Consider the following 18,159-nt stretch of genomic DNA (forward strand, 5'->3'; position numbering starts at 1 on the left):
CACACCAGCTCCCAAAGAGAACCCGATATGAAAAAGATATATGTAATGGCCGGATGGCTTTTCCTGATGGCCGCAACCAGTTGTAACGACGACCTGCTCGACAGCACGCCTTACGGACAGGTTACCTCCCAGCAGTTCTGGCGCAATGGCGACGACGTGGTGGCTGCCACCAACGCCATTTACGCTCCGTTGCTGAATGAAGACGGCTTCGCCCACACCGAATATACTTTCGATAACTGCTCCGACGATATGAACCGCGCTGGCGACCACTCCGACGAGACTTCGCTCGAAATGTTCACATTCGATGCGGCCAATTCGCACATTCTGGCAACGTGGTCGACTAAATATGAGGTGATTTCACGGGCTAATGCCGTGCTGATCAACGCCCCGAAAGTGACGATGGACGAGGCATTGCGTAACCGCAGCATGGGTGAGGCGTATTTCCTTCGCGGATTTGTATACTGGCGTCTTTCGCTGATCTACGGCGAAGTGCCTATTATTCTCGAAGATGATGCATTGAAAAATAACTATAACAAACCGAAAGCAACCCTTGCCGAGGTACGTGCGCAGGCTGAATCGGATTTCCAGAAGGCAGCTGCGCTGCTGCCGGTGAGCTATGACGATGCGCAGTCGGGCCGCGTAACACAGGGTTCTGCGAACGGGTTCCTTACCAAATTGTATGTATACCAGGAAAACTGGGCGAAAGCGATCGAGTTCGGACAGAAAGTGATCGGTAATGCGGCTTACAAGCTGGCAGGCAACTACAACGATAACTTCCAGCTCGTGACCGAAAACAACCCGGAAATCCTGTTCTCGCTGCAATATGAAACCGGCTGGACGACCGATAACTCCCCAACCTTCTACCACACGCCGCAGGCATTCGGAGGATGGGGATTCCATGAGCCGATCGAAGATCTCGTGCAGGAGTTTGAAAAAGGGGATCCGCGCCGCTCTTACTCCATTTATAGTCCCGGCGACAAAGTTACCCGCGGTTCGGCAGGAACTACTACTTTCGAGGCGAATATGACCCGCGTAACCGGCTATTCATTCCGTAAGTACACCAGCTTTACCGATGCCGGCGACATGAGCCAAAGCCTGAATGCCCCTTTCCTGCGTTCGGCGGATGTATATCTGCTTGTAGCTGAGGCGAAAATCCGTTCAGGCCAAAGTGGTGATACCGAGCTCAATGCTGTGCGGAAACGCGCGGGACTGGCTGCTAAAACAGGTGCAAAAATGGCCGACATCATGCACGAACGCCGCGTGGAGCTAGCCGGCGAAAACGAGCGTCACCAGGATTTGATGCGTTGGGACAAAGCGGGGCTGATCGACATTGCAGCACATTACAAGATCGCCCGCGGGCCATTTAAACCAAGCCGCAATTTCATCAAACCCAAACACTACTACTTCCCGCTTCCGCAACGCGAGGTGGATTTGAGTAATGGGGTTTTGAAGCAGAACGTTAATTATTAATGATTGAATGAATACTCAGTGGGTCAGGAATTGTCATTTATTGAAGTAATTTATTTACAATTCCTGACCATCATGACCATTCCTGACCATCAATGACCACAGTACGCTCCTTCCTGATTGTCATCGTTCTGCTCTACGCTGCCTTCGCTTGCCAAACCCGTGAGCACCAACTCACCGGCGTGTGGCGCACGGACTCGATCAGCAACTTTGTGAATGGGTTCAGTTTTACCAATAATGCATTCGACGAGCATTGGTCGACGTTCGAGTACGGCGAGGATGGGGTAATGATTGAGCGAAAAAAGGAGAAGTTTAGGACTTACCGTTACCAGCTTCCGACCGCTGATTCGCTCGTCTATACCGATTCGACCGGTCACCGGTTGAGCGGGTTTAAGATCGTGAAATTATCGGATGAACATTTGATATTAAAAAAAGCGCAGAAGCCTTACCTTCCCGGAAAAAATCAGGAGCTGTATGAAGTCCGGTTTTTTACCAAAATCCACGCCGCGCCTGCCGCAGGGGCACCTGCCGCAGGGGCTCCTGCCGAAGGGGCGCAGTAACTGCATTCGCCCATGATTCGCCCGCTATCCCTGTTTATTTGTATTGCCTGGCTGACCGGAGCCTGTACTTCCAAGAAAGACGATCAAAAGCTGTTCGAACTGCTTTCTCCGGACGAAACCGGTATTCATTTCAATAACCGGCTCCACGAGGACGACCAGCTCAACATTCTCACCTACGAATATTTCTATAACGGCGGCGGGGTAGGTGCAGGTGATATCAACAATGATGGGCTTACCGACTTGTTTTTCACCGGCAATATGTCCGAGAGCAAGTTGTATATCAACAAAAGCAAGGATCAGCATATTGAATTTGAGGATATTACCGCGAAATCGGGCATTGAGATACCGGAAGGCTGGGCAAGGGGTGTGGCTACGGTGGATATCAATGCGGACGGCTTCCTGGACATTTACGTTTGCCGTGCCGGACCTGCACAAGCGGGCAAGCTATCGAACCTGCTCTTCATCAATCAGAAAAACAACACATTTAAGGAAGAAGCCAGCGCATACGGGCTGGATTACAGCGGTAACACCACGCAGGCCGCATTCTTCGATTACGACCATGACGGCGACCTGGATGCTTACCTCGTCACCAATGTGATGAATATGCGCGGGCCGAACAACATCCGCGCGAAAATCAGCGACGGTTCCTCCGCCAATGCCGACCGCCTTTTCCGCAACAACGGAAACGGCACATTCACCGACGTCTCGAAAGAGTCGGGGATCCTCGAAGAGGGTTATGGGCTGGGTATTGCGGTTACCGACGTGAACAACGACGGCTGGCCGGATATCTACATTTCCAATGACTATGTGTCCAATGACTTGCTCTACATCAACCAACAGAACGGGACATTTAAAAATGAAATAGCCGCTTATTTCAAACACCAGAGCTACTCGGCGATGGGGAACGATGCCGCCGACATCGATAACGATGGGCTCGTCGACTTCATTACCGTGGACATGCTGCCCGAAGACCCGGTTCGCCGTAAGAATATGTTCGGGCTGATGAATTACGACCGGCATTTGTCGGAACTGCGAATGGGTTATGAGCCGCAATTCATGCGGAATACATTGCAGCACAACGAAGGCAGAATTCCGGGGCAAAACCGGCCCGCATTTAGTGAAATAGGGCGGTATGCAGGTGTGGAAGCCACCGACTGGAGCTGGGGCGCATTGTTTGCGGACTACGACAACGACGGTTTCCGTGACCTGATGATCACCAACGGCTATCCCAAAGACATTACCAACCGTGATTTCGTGATTTACCGCATGGCAGAATACGAAATGCAAATACGCTCAGGCAATGACGATAGCCGCAAGCTGGCCGAAGCATTGAAAAAAGTGGAAGGTGCCCACGTGCCCAACTACCTTTTTGCCAACAATCACGACCTGACATTCACCAACAAATCAGCCGATTGGGGCTTCGATATTCCCTCATTTTCGAATGGCGCCGTTTATGCCGACTTCGACAATGATGGTGACCTGGACGTAGCGATGAACAACATCGACCGCGAAGCGTTTTTGTATGAAAACCATTCGGAGCGGAAGCACGACCAGCATTCACTGACAGTCAAATTGAAAGGCCGGGCGCTGAACCGTGATGGTTTTGGAGCGAAAATCTGGCTTTGGACAACCAACGGTAAGCAATATGCCGAGCATTCGCCTTACCGCGGCTACCAGTCGACGACGGAACCGAACCGCGAGCATTTCGGCCTCGGCAACGCGGCGCAAATAGATAGCCTGTCGATCATTTGGCCCGATTCCCGGATTCAGGTATTAAAGAATGTGAAAGCTGGTCAGATACTCGAACTGGATCACGCAAATGCAACGCGTAATACGCCCGTAAATGGCGCGGCCGCTAATGCAAGCAGCCCTCTGTTTGGGGCATTGCAAAGCAGTGGTATTGATTTTCAGCACAAAGATGATCTTTACATTGATTTCAAAATACAGCCGCTTTTGCCCCATTTGTTATCCCAAAACGGTCCCGGCATTGCCGTGGCCGATGTGAATGGCGATGGCCTCGATGATTTTTATGTAGGAGGGGCATTCAACCAGTCGGGCCGCGTTTTTGTGCAGGATAAGCAGCAGCGTTTCACTTCGAAAGCACTGGTTGCCGGCCAGAAATATGAGGAGGACATGGGCACGCTTTTCTTCGACGCCGATGGGGATGGTGACCAGGATTTGTATGTTGTGAGCGGGAGTAATGAGTTTGAAGCGGGTTCCCGGTATTACCAGGACAGGCTTTATACTAATGATGGGAAGGGAAACTTTAAATTAAATGTCGGGGCTTTGCCGCCACTTTCTGCCAGCGGTTCCACGGTAAATGCAGCGGATTTCGACCGCGACGGCGACCTTGATCTTTTTGTAGGCGGCAGGCTTTCTCCCGGTGCGTATCCGATGCCTGGTGAAAGCTATTTGCTCCGGAATGACGGCGGTAAGTTTGTGGAAGTAACACAGCAGATGTGTCCTGAAATCCAGAACATCGGCATGGTAACCACCGCATTATGGACCGATTTTGACCGGGACGGCTGGGTGGACCTGATCGTTGCCGGCGAATGGATGCCCGTTGTTTTCTATAAAAATAAACAAGGTAAGTTAGTCGACGTGAGCGCGCAGACGGGCCTGAAAAGCACCACGGGCTGGTGGAACAGCATTGTTTCCGGCGACTTCGACGAGGATGGCGACACCGACTACGTGTTGGGCAATGTAGGCCTCAATAGCGAAGGAAAGCCTTCGGTCGGCAAGCCGCTGACGTTGCTCGCCAAGGATTTTGACAAAAGCGGAACGATGGACCCTGTAATGGCCCGTTACATCGGCGACGACCTGTACCCCGTGCACCCACGCGATGAAATGACAAGCCAGATGAACTTCCTCAAAAAGCGGTTCATCTATTATGCCGATTATTCCAAAGCCAAAATCCTAGACGTTTTCAAGCCGGAAGAGCTTAAAGATGCCCGCCAACTGGTTTGCGAGACTATGCAATCGGTGATGCTTGAAAATAGGGGCGGTGGGAAGTTTGTATTGAAATACCTGCCCCCGGCCGCCCAAATGGGTACCGTATACGGCCTGCTAGCCAATGATTTCAACTACGATGGGCATTTGGATCTGATGCTGTCCGGCAACAGCCACGCTACGGAATCGATCAGCGGAAGGCTCGACGGGTTGAATGGATTGTTAATGACGGGCGATGGAAAGGGCGGATTTAAACCGCTGCATCCTGCGCAAAGCGGCATTTTCGTCCCCGGCGACGCGAAGGGAATGGCGGGGGTGCAGTTAGCTAACGGCCGGCCAATGGTTGTGGCAGCGCAAAATAATGGCCCGCTCCTGGCATTTGCCGGTGCGGTTGAAGATAAAATGCTTTATATCAAACCGATGACGCAGGATGCAATGCTGGTAGCGACTTACGCCGATGGCCGGTCTAAGCGCTTTGAATTAGCGTACGGTTCGGGCTATTTATCGCAATCCGGGCGAAATGTGGCATTGCGGCGCGAGGGATTGAAAAAAGTTGTAATTACCGATTTTCACGGACGTGCGAGGGAGATGGCGCTTTAGGGAGAGCGTTTTACTTGCTGTTGCATCCCTGACGGGATTCCTGAAAATTCCCTGGACATGTTTTTGCTACCAATATTACATCGCTACGCGATTGCGCGCTCACCCAAATGCCGTTAGGCATGTAATATTGGTAGCGCCTGGCACCCCTATGACTCCTCAAAAATGCCGTTAGGCATGCAACAACAGGTACGTTGCGCTAAAACGTCACCTCAGACGCCTACCAGACGAACGTTCCAACAGAACCGGCTTTCAAACGTGTTACCACAAAATTCCCGCCATCCTGAATGGTAAATTTCTTTTCCGCGTCGGAATCGTTCAGGACGATCAAAACCTTCTTGCCGTCCGGCCGCAGGAATGCCACGTTCAGCATTTGCTCGTCGGGGTTTCTTCCAATTGTCGCATTGGTACCCGAACCGATCCGTACTGAGGCAGGGACCACGAATTTGGAGGCATGCGCCACCACGTAGTAGGCTGCATTGCGCGTCACATTGTCGCCGTCGATCGTCACGCCGCCCAGGCAGCGGTCACAGCCGCCGCGGTCGGTGAAGGGGCGGTTTTGCGGGTTGCTGCTCAGGTTCCATTCCAGCACGGTGCGAGCCCAGTTGCGCGTGGCGCCGATGGTCAGGTTCTTGATATGGTTTGGAAAGTCTTTTTCAAAATTACCCGGCGCGCCCATCCATTGCTCGGTAAAATAGAGGTGCCTGTCGGGATGCGCGTCGTGGACTTTCGATAAGGCATCAATGGTGCCGCCGTAGAGGTGGAATGCCGATCCATTCACATATTTCTTCGCTTCCGGGTCGTCCAGGATCGAGATCGGATATTCGGGTTTATCGGCATTATGGTCGTAAACGATAATCTTTGTGGAGATTTTGGCCTTTTCAAATGCAGGTCCTAAATGGTCCTTCACAAAAACAGCCTGGTCCTTGGCGAGCATCAGCAAACTGGGGTTGTTGCCCGGGTGTAAAGGCTCATTCTGCACGGTGATAGCATCGATACGGATGCCTTCCTTTTGCATATCCTGAATGTAGCGCACAAAATATTTAGCATAGGCATCGTACCATTCCGGTTTAAGGCTACCGCCGCGCGTGTCGCCGTTGTCCTTCATCCATACCGGCGGCGACCAGGGCGAACCGAGGATTTTCAGTTTCGGATTAATGGCTAATATCTCTTTCAAAATGGGGACCACATCGTTGCGGTCGGGGCCGAGGTCGAAATGCTTCATTTCCGGGTCGGTTTGGCCCTGGGGAATGTCATCGTAGGAAAATACCGTCTCATTCAGGTCGGAGGCGCCGATGCTTACGCGCAAGTAAGCCATACCTATCCCATTTCCGGCAGTCGAAAAAAGCTCTTTCAGCAATGCGGCCCGGGCACTTTCGCTCATGCCCATTAAGTGCTGAGCGCTGCCGCCGGTAAGCGTAAACCCGAAACCGTCGATTTCCTGAAATTTCTTCTTCGTGTTGATACTGACGACCGGCACTTCGACGGCGGTGTTCTTGCCCAACTTTTGAAACGGCAGGCCGGACTGCTGCTGAAACAGTGCCGATTTATCCAGATTCGTGAGCCAGAAATCGACCTTTTTCGACTGCCCGAATGCGACCAGGCCGGTTAGGAGGTAAATGCTGAGCGGCAATGCAGGTTTAGGATTGAAGAATTTCATGCTTTTAAGTTTAGAGCTTCAAAGTTTAAGAATTCAGAATTAGCCAATCGATAGTTTAGGATTGAAAGTCCATGAGCGTCTTTTTAACAAACTTATGAACTTTGAACGCTCGACTCACAGATTCCTTAAGTCCAAAACTCATATTGAAATACACTGAAAATAATGTAATATATTGCGAGTTCAAATGTAGGGCAACCTGCACAACAATGCGCATCGGTAGCTACTACATTACTACAACAACCTGACAAAAATTGCGAAATAGATACCCTGGCGCGATTCCTCACTACGTCAATCCTCACATCGGGGTACTGCAATGCAGGTATATGACACGCGTAGCGATCCTGCTTTTTCTTTTACTGTTTATTCGGCAGCTGCATGCGCAGAATACCATCGGCTTGCCCGAAGTGGTTAACTATTCCAAGCAAACCTACCACGCCGGAACCCAGAACTGGGCGATCCGCCAGGGCCGGAACGGCATGATGTATTTTGCCAACAACGAGGGCCTGCTCACGTTCGATGGCATTTACTGGCGGACCTATCCTTTACCCAACAAAACCAAAGTCCGGTCGCTGGAAATTGGTGCGGATAATCGCATTTACATCGGCGGCGAGAACGAATTCGGCTATTTCACGCCCGATCAGCGCGGGGCCTTGCATTATGTGTCGCTGCGTAACCTCGTACACGAGCGCGACCGTGGTTTTGCAGACATCTGGAATGTTGCCGTGCACAATGGGAGCGTGTTTTTCAGGGCCAGCAACCGCATTTTCGTGTATGAAGACAATGCAGTGAGCGTATTCAACGGCGGTTCGCACTGGCGCTTCCTGGGGGTCTGTAATGGCATTACCGTAGCTCAGGATGCTGCCAGCGGCTTGTTGCGGTACGACAACGGGCGCTGGATTCCCTGGATCACAGCGGGCGAGCTGCCCTCCGAATACCTTACTACGAGCTTACTGCCTGTGGATAAGGCTACATCACTGCTCGTGACGATGGACGCAGGTCTCTTCCGGCTCACCGGCGATCGGGCTACCCGCTTGCAATCCGCATTTATCGATCAGGTTAAAGGCGAGCGGATATATGCGGCTACGCGGGTGAACGACAAGCTGATAGCCCTTGCGACGAGCCTGGGCGGATGTTACATCATCACCAACGAGGGCGAGTTTGTGCACCGCTTCGCCCGGGCCGACGGTTTACAGAACAATAATGTGCTGAGCGTTTTCCGTGATCAGGACAAAAACCTGTGGCTGGGGTTAGACAATGGCATCGACTTCATTGCTTATGACAACGCCATTAAAACCATGTACCCCGCCGCTACCAAAGACGAAGCGGGTTATGCCTCGGTGATTTACAGGGGCAAGCTGTATGTAGGCACTTCCAACGGGTTGTATTCGGTGCCGGTGGGGGAGTTCAGCGACCTGAGTTACGTCAAAGGCACATTTACCTACGTGGAGCATTCGCGCGGTCAGGTATGGGGGTTGTCCGAGATCAACGGGCGGTTGCTGATGGCGCACCACGAAGGTATTTTCGAGGTGGAGGGTAACCAGGCCCGGCCGATCGAAAGTAGAAACGGCTTCTGGGGCTTTTTGCCGCTCTCACGCATCTACCCGGTTAAAAAGGTAGCAGTGGGGAATTATAACGGGATCAATTTTCTGGAATATGACGGAAGCACATTCCGGCCTTCGGGCGCTGTTGCCGGCTTTGACGTCGCCTCCCGCTTCTTGTGTACGGATGCGCGGGAGGAAAACGTGATCTGGACTTCGCATCCTTACCGTGGGGTGTACAGGGTAAGGATGTCTGACGACGGAAAATCGCAGGCCCGCCTGTACACGCACAAGGACGGGCTACCGCTTTCGCTGAACAACAATTACATATACAAGGTCAAAAACAAGATCCTCGTCGCTACGGAGAAGGGCATTTACGAATATAATGCAGCTACGAACCGGTTCGCGGCTTCGGTCTATTATAATGGTATTTTTCAGAACCTCGGCGTGCGCTATCTGAAAGAAGATCAGGCTGGTAACGTCTGGTTTGTGCGTGGAAAGGAATTGGGTGTGGTGGACATGAGTACCGGTAGTCCGAAAATCATCTTCCTTCCCGAGATCAATCACAAAATGGTCTCCGGTTTCGAATACATCCACCCTTTAAATGAAGAGAATATCCTCATAGGCGGCGAGAAAGGTATTTACCATATCAATTTCAAAAAATACAAGCAGAACAAGAGCCATATCAGCGTGCAAATCAGCGCAATGCGCTCGTTCGGTACGGATTCGCTGCTTTTTGGCGGGTATTTCGGTGAGGTGAATGAGGTGAAAGGGCAGTCCGACAACCAGGTACCCCGTGTGGCAAACCGCTTGAATTCAGTGGGATTTGAATTTTCATCCACGTTGTTCAGCCAGCAATCCAGCATTGAATATGCCTATTTCCTGGAAGGTTTTGACAGCAATTGGTCGAACTGGTCGGCGCGCAGCTCAAAGGAATATACGCATTTGCCGCCAGGACATTACACATTTAAAGTGAAGGCGCGCAACAACTTCGGCAGTGAATCGGAGATTGCGGGTTACTCATTTGTGATCCTGCCGCCCTGGTACCAGACGATCTGGGCATACCTCGGTTACGGGCTGCTGGTACTCGGTTTGGCGTGGCTGTTTTACAAATGGCAGGAAAAACGCTTCTTGCAACAGCAGCAGAAGCATTTGGAAGAACAAAGGCGACTACAATACCTGCACCAGTTGGAGCTCGAAAAGAACGAAAAGGAGATCATTAAACTCAAAAATGAGAAGCTGGAAGCCGAAATTCTGCATAAAAACACCGATCTGGCGACCTCAGCCATGCATTTGGTGCAAAAGGCGGAGCTGCTTTCCAAGCTCAAAACGGATCTGGTTAAAATTACCAAAAGCGCCGAGGATGATAAGATTAACGACGACCTGAAAAAGATGATCAAGGTCGTGGGCGATGAAAATAAGGTGGATAAGGACTGGGGTCAGTTCTCCAAACATTTCGATAGCGTGCACAGCAATTTTCTCATTGCATTGAAAGAGAAATATCCGAACCTGACGGCCAATGAGCTGAAAATGAGTGCCTACCTGCGCATGAACCTGTCCAGTAAGGAAATCGCGCAGCTCATGAACATTTCGCTGAGAGGGGTGGAGGTAAGCCGCTACCGCTTGCGCAAGAAGCTACAACTGCCTACCGAGGTGAATATGTTCAACTTCTTTCTCGGGTTTCATATCGACGAGTCAAAAGAAAAGGCTTAGAGCAATGCTCCAAGCCTTTCTGATCTGGGTAGGAACTTGCTACCTTGTTCCGCCCCATTCTTTACTCTGCTCGATTTTCGTGTTTTCCAGTTCCAGCAAAGGAATCGGAAGAATTTCATGCTTGCCGGCTACGAAGCCTTTTGAGCCCAGCACGGCAGGCGCATCACCCCAGCGCACGAGGTCCATCCAGCGATGGCCTTCGCCGGCGAGTTCGAGACGGCGTTCTTTTTTAATGTTTTCAAATGTGGCGGCCACCGGTTTCAGGCCTACACGGGCGCGTACCGCATTCAGGAGCGCAGCTGCACGTGTGAGGTCGCCCGCGCCGCGTACGAGGGCTTCGGCTTCCAGCAAATAGGTGTCGGCCAGGCGGGTATCGTACATATTCTGCGGGAAGTTCAGCTCGGGGGCACCCGCGCCTGTCCAGCGGTCGGATTGGCGTCCCGCGAATTTTTCGAGGAAATAGCCCGTGTTCATATAACCTTTCTCATAGCTCACAGCGCCCGCTTTTTCGAGGCTGTCGAGGTTGGCAATGGTCGCTTTGTAACGTGGATCGAAGTGGATCGCTTCGAACAGCGACGGCGTTACCGGCAGGAAGCTCCACCCGGAAACGTAGTCCGGTGCGGTATCCGACTTGCGGTTATAGCCGCGCGGACCGGTTATGATGTTCATCACATTACCCTCGGTACACGACACGCAGCTCCATCCTCCGGCTGAGGTGTTGGTGTAGGAAAGCTCAAAAATGGATTCGCTGTTGAACTTGTTTTTGGTCTTGAATAGATCGCCGAAATTGTCGAGCAGTTTGTAGCCATAGGCATTGTTACCACCCGGTGTGCCATTCACCTTCGCCAGTTCCTGCGCAGCCTGCGCGAATTTGTTTTGATACAAATATACTTTACCCAAAATCGCATGCGCAGCGCCTTGTCCCACACGCCCGCCTTCCGTTGCCACATTAATGGTAACCGGCAGATCAGCAATAGCTTCCGACAAATCCTTTTCGATCTGAGCATATACCTCGGCCGGGGTGGCTTGCAACACATCGTACATTTCCTGCGTGGAAATAGTGCGCGTGAATAGCGGCACATTCTTGAACAGCCTCACGAGCTCGAAATAGAAATACCCGCGCAGGAACTTCGCTTCGGCCGTGTAGCGCTTTTTCAAGGTCTCATCCATCGGTACCCCAGGAAGTTTTTCGAGAATGGCATTCGTCCGGAACACGCCCGAAAAACCTTTTCTCCATAATTCTCCCTGTGGTCCGGTGGTCGGGTTTAGGGTATAGTTGGAAATGACCTGGAAATCCATAATATCGCTCGGGCCGCCGCCACCTGCAAAGTGGTCGTCGGAAGCCGCATTCATCGTGGCAATCGTGGAAACGTAGCCGTTACCCTGCCAACCCACCACGTCGTAGGCCGCCACAAGTCCGTTGAATGCCTCTTCCTGGTTGCGGTAATAGTTCGCTTCGAGGTTTAAGCCCTTGGGTTTCACGTCGAGGAAGCTGTCGGAGCAGGACATGAGCTGCAAACCGGCGGTAAATGCCAGGGCAGCCACGAATTTGTTATATCTCAATTTCATCTTATTCGTATTAATCAATTAAAAACCAATGTTCAAACCTACCATGAAGCTGCGCGCTTGGGGGTAAATGCCCTTGTCGATGCTGAGCACGCTTCCGCCGATCTCCGGATCATAGCCGGTGTATTTGGTGAGGGTAAACAGGTTCTGGCTCATTACATACACACGTGCCTTTTTCATCGCCACTTTGCTGATGATCGCTGCCGGCAGCGAGTAGCCGATTTGCAGCGTTTTCAGACGGAAGAAATCGCCTTTTTCCAGGTAGAAGCTCGACGGGTTCTGGAAGTTTTTGTTCGGGTCGCCATTCACGATGCGTGGGAAGGTGGTGGAAGTACCCGGGCCTGTCCAGCGGTCGAGGGCGTCGGTTTGCCAGTTGGCATTGGCGATATCCAGGCGGCGGAGGCCCTGGAAGATCTGGTTGCCTGCCACGCCTTGTCCGAATACGACAATGTCGAAACCTTTGTAAGCTGCATTCAAAGTCAAGCCATAGTTCCATTTCGGAGTAGGGTTGCCGATGAACGTGCGGTCGGTTTCGGTGATCACCCCGTCGCCATTCAGGTCGGCCCATTTGAAATCACCCGGCTTTGCATTCGGCTGGATTTTCTTACCCTCGGAGGAAACGTGCGAATCCACTTCTTCCTGCGTCTGGAAAATACCCTGGTTTACATACCCAAAGAACGAGCCGATCGGCTGCCCCACCTGGGTGCGCGTAATCGGGGGCGCTCCCTGAAAGCTTGCGCCGCCCGACAAATACTGCACACCATTACCTAGGTTTGTTACTTCATTCTTGATATAGGAAACGTTTCCGTTTACGGAGAAGTCAACTTGTCCGAGGCGTTTGCGGAAGCCCAGTTCCAATTCAACCCCCGTGTTTTTCATGTCGGCAATGTTGGCAGCCGGGTTCGAAATTGCGCCTACGTAACCCGGGATGCGCGGGTTTTGCAGAATGTCCTTGGTCGCTTTTTTAAACCACTCGAAAGTCACATTCACATTGTTGAAGATCGTCGCGTCGAAGCCGATGTTGGTCTGGCTCGTCTGTTCCCATTTCAAATCCGGGTTAGCCGGTGCATTGGGGCTGTAACCGATGATATAGCTACCCGAGGTACCGATGGTGTAGTTACGGCCGCTGCCAATGGTCGAAAGGTATGCAAAGTCGCCGATGCCATCATTACCTACCACACCGTAACCTCCGCGGAATTTGAGGAAGTTAACCGCATTGTTGGTCGGGAAGAAAGCTTCGCGCGAGAGCACCCAGCCCAAAGAGAACGATGGGAAGATACCGTACTTGTGGTTCGAACCGAAGCGGGAAGAGCCGTCGCGGCGTACAAGCGCCTGCACGAGGTATTTCTCGTCAAAATCATAGTTCAAGCGGGCGAAAAGCGAGCTTACGGTGTGTTTTGCTCCTTCGGAACCGTCGGAATTACGCTGATCGGCCGGTACTTTGAAGTTCAGGGAAGCATCGTCGAAGTTGTCGGCCGGGACGTTGAAGAACGTCACACTCGTCATTCTTGTGTTATTATCCAGGTACGCGCCTTGGCCCAAAAGCACATTCACATTATGCAGGCCGATAGGGCGGGTATAGGAAATCGTATTTTCCAGATTGTAGTCGAAACGGCGGTTGTTGGTGCGGTTGAAGCTCGTCTGCGAGTTGACCGAAGCCGCATTCAACCAAGAAATAGGCGTGAAGCTCTCGTTGCCCCAAAATGCCAGCTTGCTACCGATGGTCGATTTCAGTTGCAGGCCTTTGATCGGCTCGGCCATCAGGTAAGCATTGCCCACGACGTTGTCGGACCAGCTGTAATTGCCCAAACGGGTTTGGATATACGCAAGCGGGTTGCTCATTTCCTGGCCTACTGCCTGGGAAATACCGTAAGGGTTACCATTCGCATCGCGACGGATGCCTTTGTTGGTGTAGGGCGCTGCATTGGCTACCGCGGGATCCGTGATGACCGCCAGTGTAATAGGGTCGAGGTTAATGGCAGAGCTCAATGGGCCGCCGAACTCGCTGTTGGTATTACCCAATCCTACCGATTTATCGTGCGCATAACCCAGGTTCTGGCCGAATGTGAGCCATTTCGCCAGCTTATGTTCCGAGTTCAAACGGATGCTCGTCCTTTTGTATTTAGAAATGTCGGTCGCTACGATACCTTCCTGGTTGAGGTAACCCAATGAAAGATAGAATGTTGACTTGTCGGAGCCGCCGCTGATGCTCAGCTCGTGGTTCTGGCGTTTCGCACTGTTGTTGAAGATCAACGACTGCCAGTCGGTACCCTTGCCGAACGCCGCAGGATTAGCGTATGGAGCCGGCTGGCCTGCATTGACGGCCGCTTCGTTACGGATCGTCGCATATTGGGTAGCATCCAGCAGGTCGAGTTTGCGTGCCGGAGCCTGCACACCGATGTAGCCGTTGTAATTCACGCGGATACCGCCTGCCTTACCTTTTTTGGTGGTGACCAAAATCACCCCAGCGGCCGCGCGGGCACCGTAAATAGCCTGGGAGGCGGCGTCTTTCAGTACTTCAATCGACTCAATGTCGGACTGGTTCAGGTATCCGATACCACCGTTGTCGACCACCACGCCGTCCACCACATACAATGGATCGTTGTTGTTCAGCGTCGTGACCCCGCGTACACGGACGGTAGCGGCCGAACCCGGCTGACCGGAGTTTGAAGCGATTGTAAGGCCGGAAGTCCGGCCTTGCAACGCTTCTTCCAAACGGTTAATCGGCATTGACTGTAAGTCGGCGGCTTTCACGCTCGAAATAGCGCCCGTAACGACGCTTTTCTTTTGCGCACCATAGCCTACCACTACTACTTCATTGAGGTTATCGATGGATTCTTCGAGTTCAAAGTTGATTTCGGATTGGTTGCCGACGGGGATTTTCTGGGTGATCATCCCGATGAAACTGGCTACTAGTACGGAGTTGGGTTGCACCTCGATCGAGTAATTACCGGTTGCGTCGGTGATTGTCGCATAGTTGGTGCCTTCTACTACCACGGTGGCGCCTACCAGCTCTTCGCCCTTTGTTTTGACAGACACTTTGCCCTTTATTACCCGGCTTTGGGCTAAGGCGGTCTGTACCAGGCCATATAGCATCAGCACACTACATAATAGTACAATTTTTCTGCTCATAAATTTTAGTATTAAAATTAGTAGAAGTGGCAAATGACCTTTGCCCAATTAATTATTGAAAAAGTAATACTTGCGTATCGCTGACAAAGGTAGAGGCACAAAGAGGCAGCTACGCAGCAAAGCATTACTACATTACTACCTCATATTGCACAAGTGAAATGTTTTCACGGAAAAATCACCCCTACATTACTACTACAATGAGGGGTTGGGTGGTTATTTATTGACAAAAAGTAGGAGGATTTTGACTTTTAGCTGGTAGTCACATCCATTTTGCCGATCACTTCTTCGAGGTCGATACCCTCGCCTAAAACCGGTTTGAAAAGGTCGCCTTCGCGCTGAATACGTTCCATCGCATTTAAAATCGTAAAGTCTTTCAGTTGTAATCCCTTCTTTACCTCTTCCCAATACAGGGGCATAGATACGGTAGCGCCGGGTTTGGGCCGAACCGAGTAGGGCGCGGCGAGCGTGGCTTTGGGGCGATTTTGAAGGTAATCGATGTAGAGTTTGCCTTTGCGGTTTTTGGTGAGGCGCTCCACGCTGGTGAAATCAGGAAGCTGCTGTTGTACCTGGCCTGCCACCCATTCGGCGAAGAGCTGGCATTGGTCGTAGCTGTACCGGGCGCCGAGCGGAATGTAAATATGCAAGCCGGTGGAGCCGGATGTTTTGCAATAAGAAGGCACGCTAAGCGAATCCAGGAGGCCTTTGATCGCCTGGGCAGTTTCGATCACTTGCTCGAATGTATTGCCGGTGTCGGGATCGAGGTCGAGCAGGCACCAGTCGGGGTTGTCGGGTGTTTCTACGCGGCTATTCCATGGATTGACGTCGATGGCGCCCAGGTTAGCCATATAGAGCAATGTGGCCTCGTCGTTGCAGAGCATGAAGTTTTTGTGCTCGCCCTCGGATACATATGGAGTTGTCTCAATCCAGTCGGGTACTTTGCCGGTGACGTCTTTCTGGTAAAAGCTTTTACCTTTAATGCCGTTTGGAAAGCGGTTGAGCGACAGCGGACGGTTTTCGAGGTAGGGCAAAATGAATGGCGCCACCTGGTAATAGTAGTTGATGAGCTCGCGTTTCCGGATTTTATCGTCAGGCCAGTAGAGTTTACCCAAATTTGAGAACTTCACCTCGTGTCCGTTGATTTTCCGCACCTGGGTTTCCTCTTTTGGGTTCAAAAGCGTCTTTCTTTTGGCTTTGGCAGGCTTTCTGATGATCTCTTTCCCTGTGTCCTCCGTCTCGTCCACGATTTCGTCCGCAGGTTTCTCCACTTCCCGCACCACTTCTTTTGCCGATTTGTCCTCCCGCATTCCCTCAAACGACGGGTGCCTGAACACGCCATCCTGCGTGATTTCGGTAAAACTGATCTCGCAAACGAGCTCGGGTTTCAGCCAGGTTGCATTCGCGTGCGGCGGGTTGGGGCGGAAGCGCGAGGGTTTATTGTAGTCGGGTGTTTCTTTAAACGGGCTCTTTTTGGTAATTAATGGTTTGAAAAGCGCCATCATTTCCTTCTGCTGTTTTTCCTTGAAACCCGTGCCCACTTTGCCGACATAATGCAGCTCGCCTTTATCATAAGCCGCAAGCAGCAATGCACTGAACAGTTTGGAGGAACCCTCGTTCAAGGTATAGCCCGCAATAATCACCTCTTGCCGCTTGTTGATCTTGATTTTCAGCCAGTCGCGCGTGCGAATGCCCGGGTAATATTCACTGTCTGATTTCTTGGCCATTATGCCTTCGAGGCCCATTTTTTGCGCTGCTTCAAAAAACGCTTTGCCATCGGCTTCTACGCTGTAACCCAGTTGGACAGGACTGTTTTCATCCACGATGCTTTGTAAAATGGCTTTCCGTTCGCTCAGCGGCAAATGAATGAGGCTCTTGCCCTCCATCCAGAGAATGTCGAATGCGTAGTACACCAGTTCGCCATCGGCCTCACTCCGCCAGTTTTGCAATGCATTGAAATCGGAGAGCCCCTTTTCGTTGATCACTACAATTTCCCCATCGATAACTGCATCGATCTTCCATTCCTGCAATTGCTGGTAAATCGGGTAAAACTTGTCGTTGAACGATTTCCTGTTGCGCGATTGCAGGCTTACCTCGCCTTTGTTCAGGTAGGCTAGTGCCCGGTACCCATCCCATTTGACCTCATATTCCCAGCCGGGATCGTCAAACGGCCCGTCGACCAGCGTGGCCAGCATGGGCTGCATATCATCCGGAAACTTTTGGTTCTTACCCTTTTTCAGAATGGCTGTTATGTCGACGTCCGGACTTTTTTTTTCCGTCGCTGCATCTTCCGCCGGATCTTTGGCCTCGGCTTTCGCGGATTTCGATTTAACCGAGCTTTTTGCCGGCTTCTTCTCTTCGTGATTGCTTTCCCAAACTGCATCACCGGCTTTTTCGATTCCATCTAAAGTCCTGCGGGAGACCGCTGAGCGGTCTTTTTCGGTAATGTCGTCTTCGGAAGCATATTTGTCGCGATGCTTAATGAGCAGCCACGCATTCTCTTCCATGCCTTTGGTTTTCACCAGAGCATATTCACCCTTCAATTTTTTGCCATTCAGCCGCACCTTCAAAGAGCCCGAATACAGTTCTTTCAACGCGAGTTTCTCCTGCGCTTTTTTGCCTTTAACACCTGTCAACTGGCCGTTCTTTTCTTCCAAAGGCTCATATGTGCCGAAATCCCAGACCATCACCGTTCCGGCGCCGTAGTTTCCTTCCGGAATAATACCTTCGAAATCCTTGTAATCGTACGGATGGTCTTCCACCATCATCGCCAGCCGCTTCACCGAAGGGTCCGTCGACGGCCCTTTCGGTACCGCCCAGCTTTTGAGTACCCCGCCCATTTCCAGTCTGAAATCGTAATGCAGGCGGGTGGCGTCGTGTTTTTGTATCACGAAAATGAGCTCGTCTTTGGCAGCTTTGCCGCCTTTGGGCTCGGGAGTTCTGTCGAAGGAACGTTTTTCGTTGTATTTGGTAAGGCTCATGG

General features: G+C 51.7%; 8 protein-coding genes. 4 read left to right on the forward strand and 4 right to left on the reverse strand.

Annotated features, from left to right (window positions below; genetic code table 11):
• Positions 1–27: 27 nt before the first annotated feature.
• The 3 genes from J2Y43_RS17725 (at position 28) to J2Y43_RS17735 (ending at position 5,576) form a co-directional block, all read left to right on the forward strand.
• A complete protein-coding gene (locus tag J2Y43_RS17725; RefSeq protein WP_309985100.1) occupies positions 28–1,470 on the forward strand; it encodes a RagB/SusD family nutrient uptake outer membrane protein in 1,443 nt (480 codons plus the stop codon).
• Between the two features lie 92 nt (positions 1,471–1,562).
• Entirely contained in the window at positions 1,563–2,027 is a 465-nt protein-coding gene (locus J2Y43_RS17730; protein ID WP_309985103.1) for a hypothetical protein, read from the forward strand.
• Between the two features lie 12 nt (positions 2,028–2,039).
• Positions 2,040–5,576 carry a VCBS repeat-containing protein gene (locus J2Y43_RS17735; protein ID WP_309985106.1) on the forward strand — a complete coding sequence of 1,179 codons (3,537 nt, stop codon included), beginning with the start codon at positions 2,040–2,042 and terminating at the stop codon, positions 5,574–5,576.
• 217 nt (positions 5,577–5,793) lie between these two features.
• Here J2Y43_RS17735 and J2Y43_RS17740 read toward each other — a convergent pair whose 3' ends face one another.
• Entirely contained in the window at positions 5,794–7,233 is a 1,440-nt protein-coding gene (locus J2Y43_RS17740; RefSeq protein WP_309985108.1) for a glycoside hydrolase family 30 beta sandwich domain-containing protein, read from the reverse strand.
• Between the two features lie 251 nt (positions 7,234–7,484).
• Between J2Y43_RS17740 and J2Y43_RS17745 the strand changes: the two genes are divergently transcribed.
• Positions 7,485–10,484 carry a triple tyrosine motif-containing protein gene (locus J2Y43_RS17745; protein ID WP_309985110.1) on the forward strand — a complete coding sequence of 1,000 codons (3,000 nt, stop codon included), beginning with the start codon at positions 7,485–7,487 and terminating at the stop codon, positions 10,482–10,484.
• A 39-nt stretch (positions 10,485–10,523) separates the two neighbouring features.
• Here the strand turns inward: J2Y43_RS17745 and J2Y43_RS17750 are convergent, their stop codons facing one another.
• From J2Y43_RS17750 to ligD, 3 genes are all read right to left on the reverse strand, one after another.
• The gene (locus tag J2Y43_RS17750; protein WP_309985112.1) at positions 10,524–12,053 is read right to left on the reverse strand and encodes a RagB/SusD family nutrient uptake outer membrane protein; all 1,530 of its coding nucleotides are present in this window, start codon (positions 12,051–12,053) and stop codon (positions 10,524–10,526) included.
• An 18-nt stretch (positions 12,054–12,071) separates the two neighbouring features.
• Complete coding sequence (locus J2Y43_RS17755) at positions 12,072–15,182, reverse strand: TonB-dependent receptor (RefSeq protein WP_310226571.1); 3,111 nt, start codon at positions 15,180–15,182, stop codon at positions 12,072–12,074.
• Positions 15,183–15,430: 248 nt separating this feature from the next.
• Positions 15,431–18,157, reverse strand: a complete 2,727-nt coding sequence (gene ligD, locus J2Y43_RS17760) for a DNA ligase D (RefSeq protein ID WP_309985116.1) — start codon at positions 18,155–18,157, stop codon at positions 15,431–15,433.
• Positions 18,158–18,159 lie beyond the last annotated feature (2 nt).

The sequence above is a fragment of the Dyadobacter sp. BE31 genome (genome assembly GCF_031457695.1).
In the GTDB taxonomy this organism is placed as follows: Bacteria; Bacteroidota; Bacteroidia; order Cytophagales; family Spirosomataceae; genus Dyadobacter.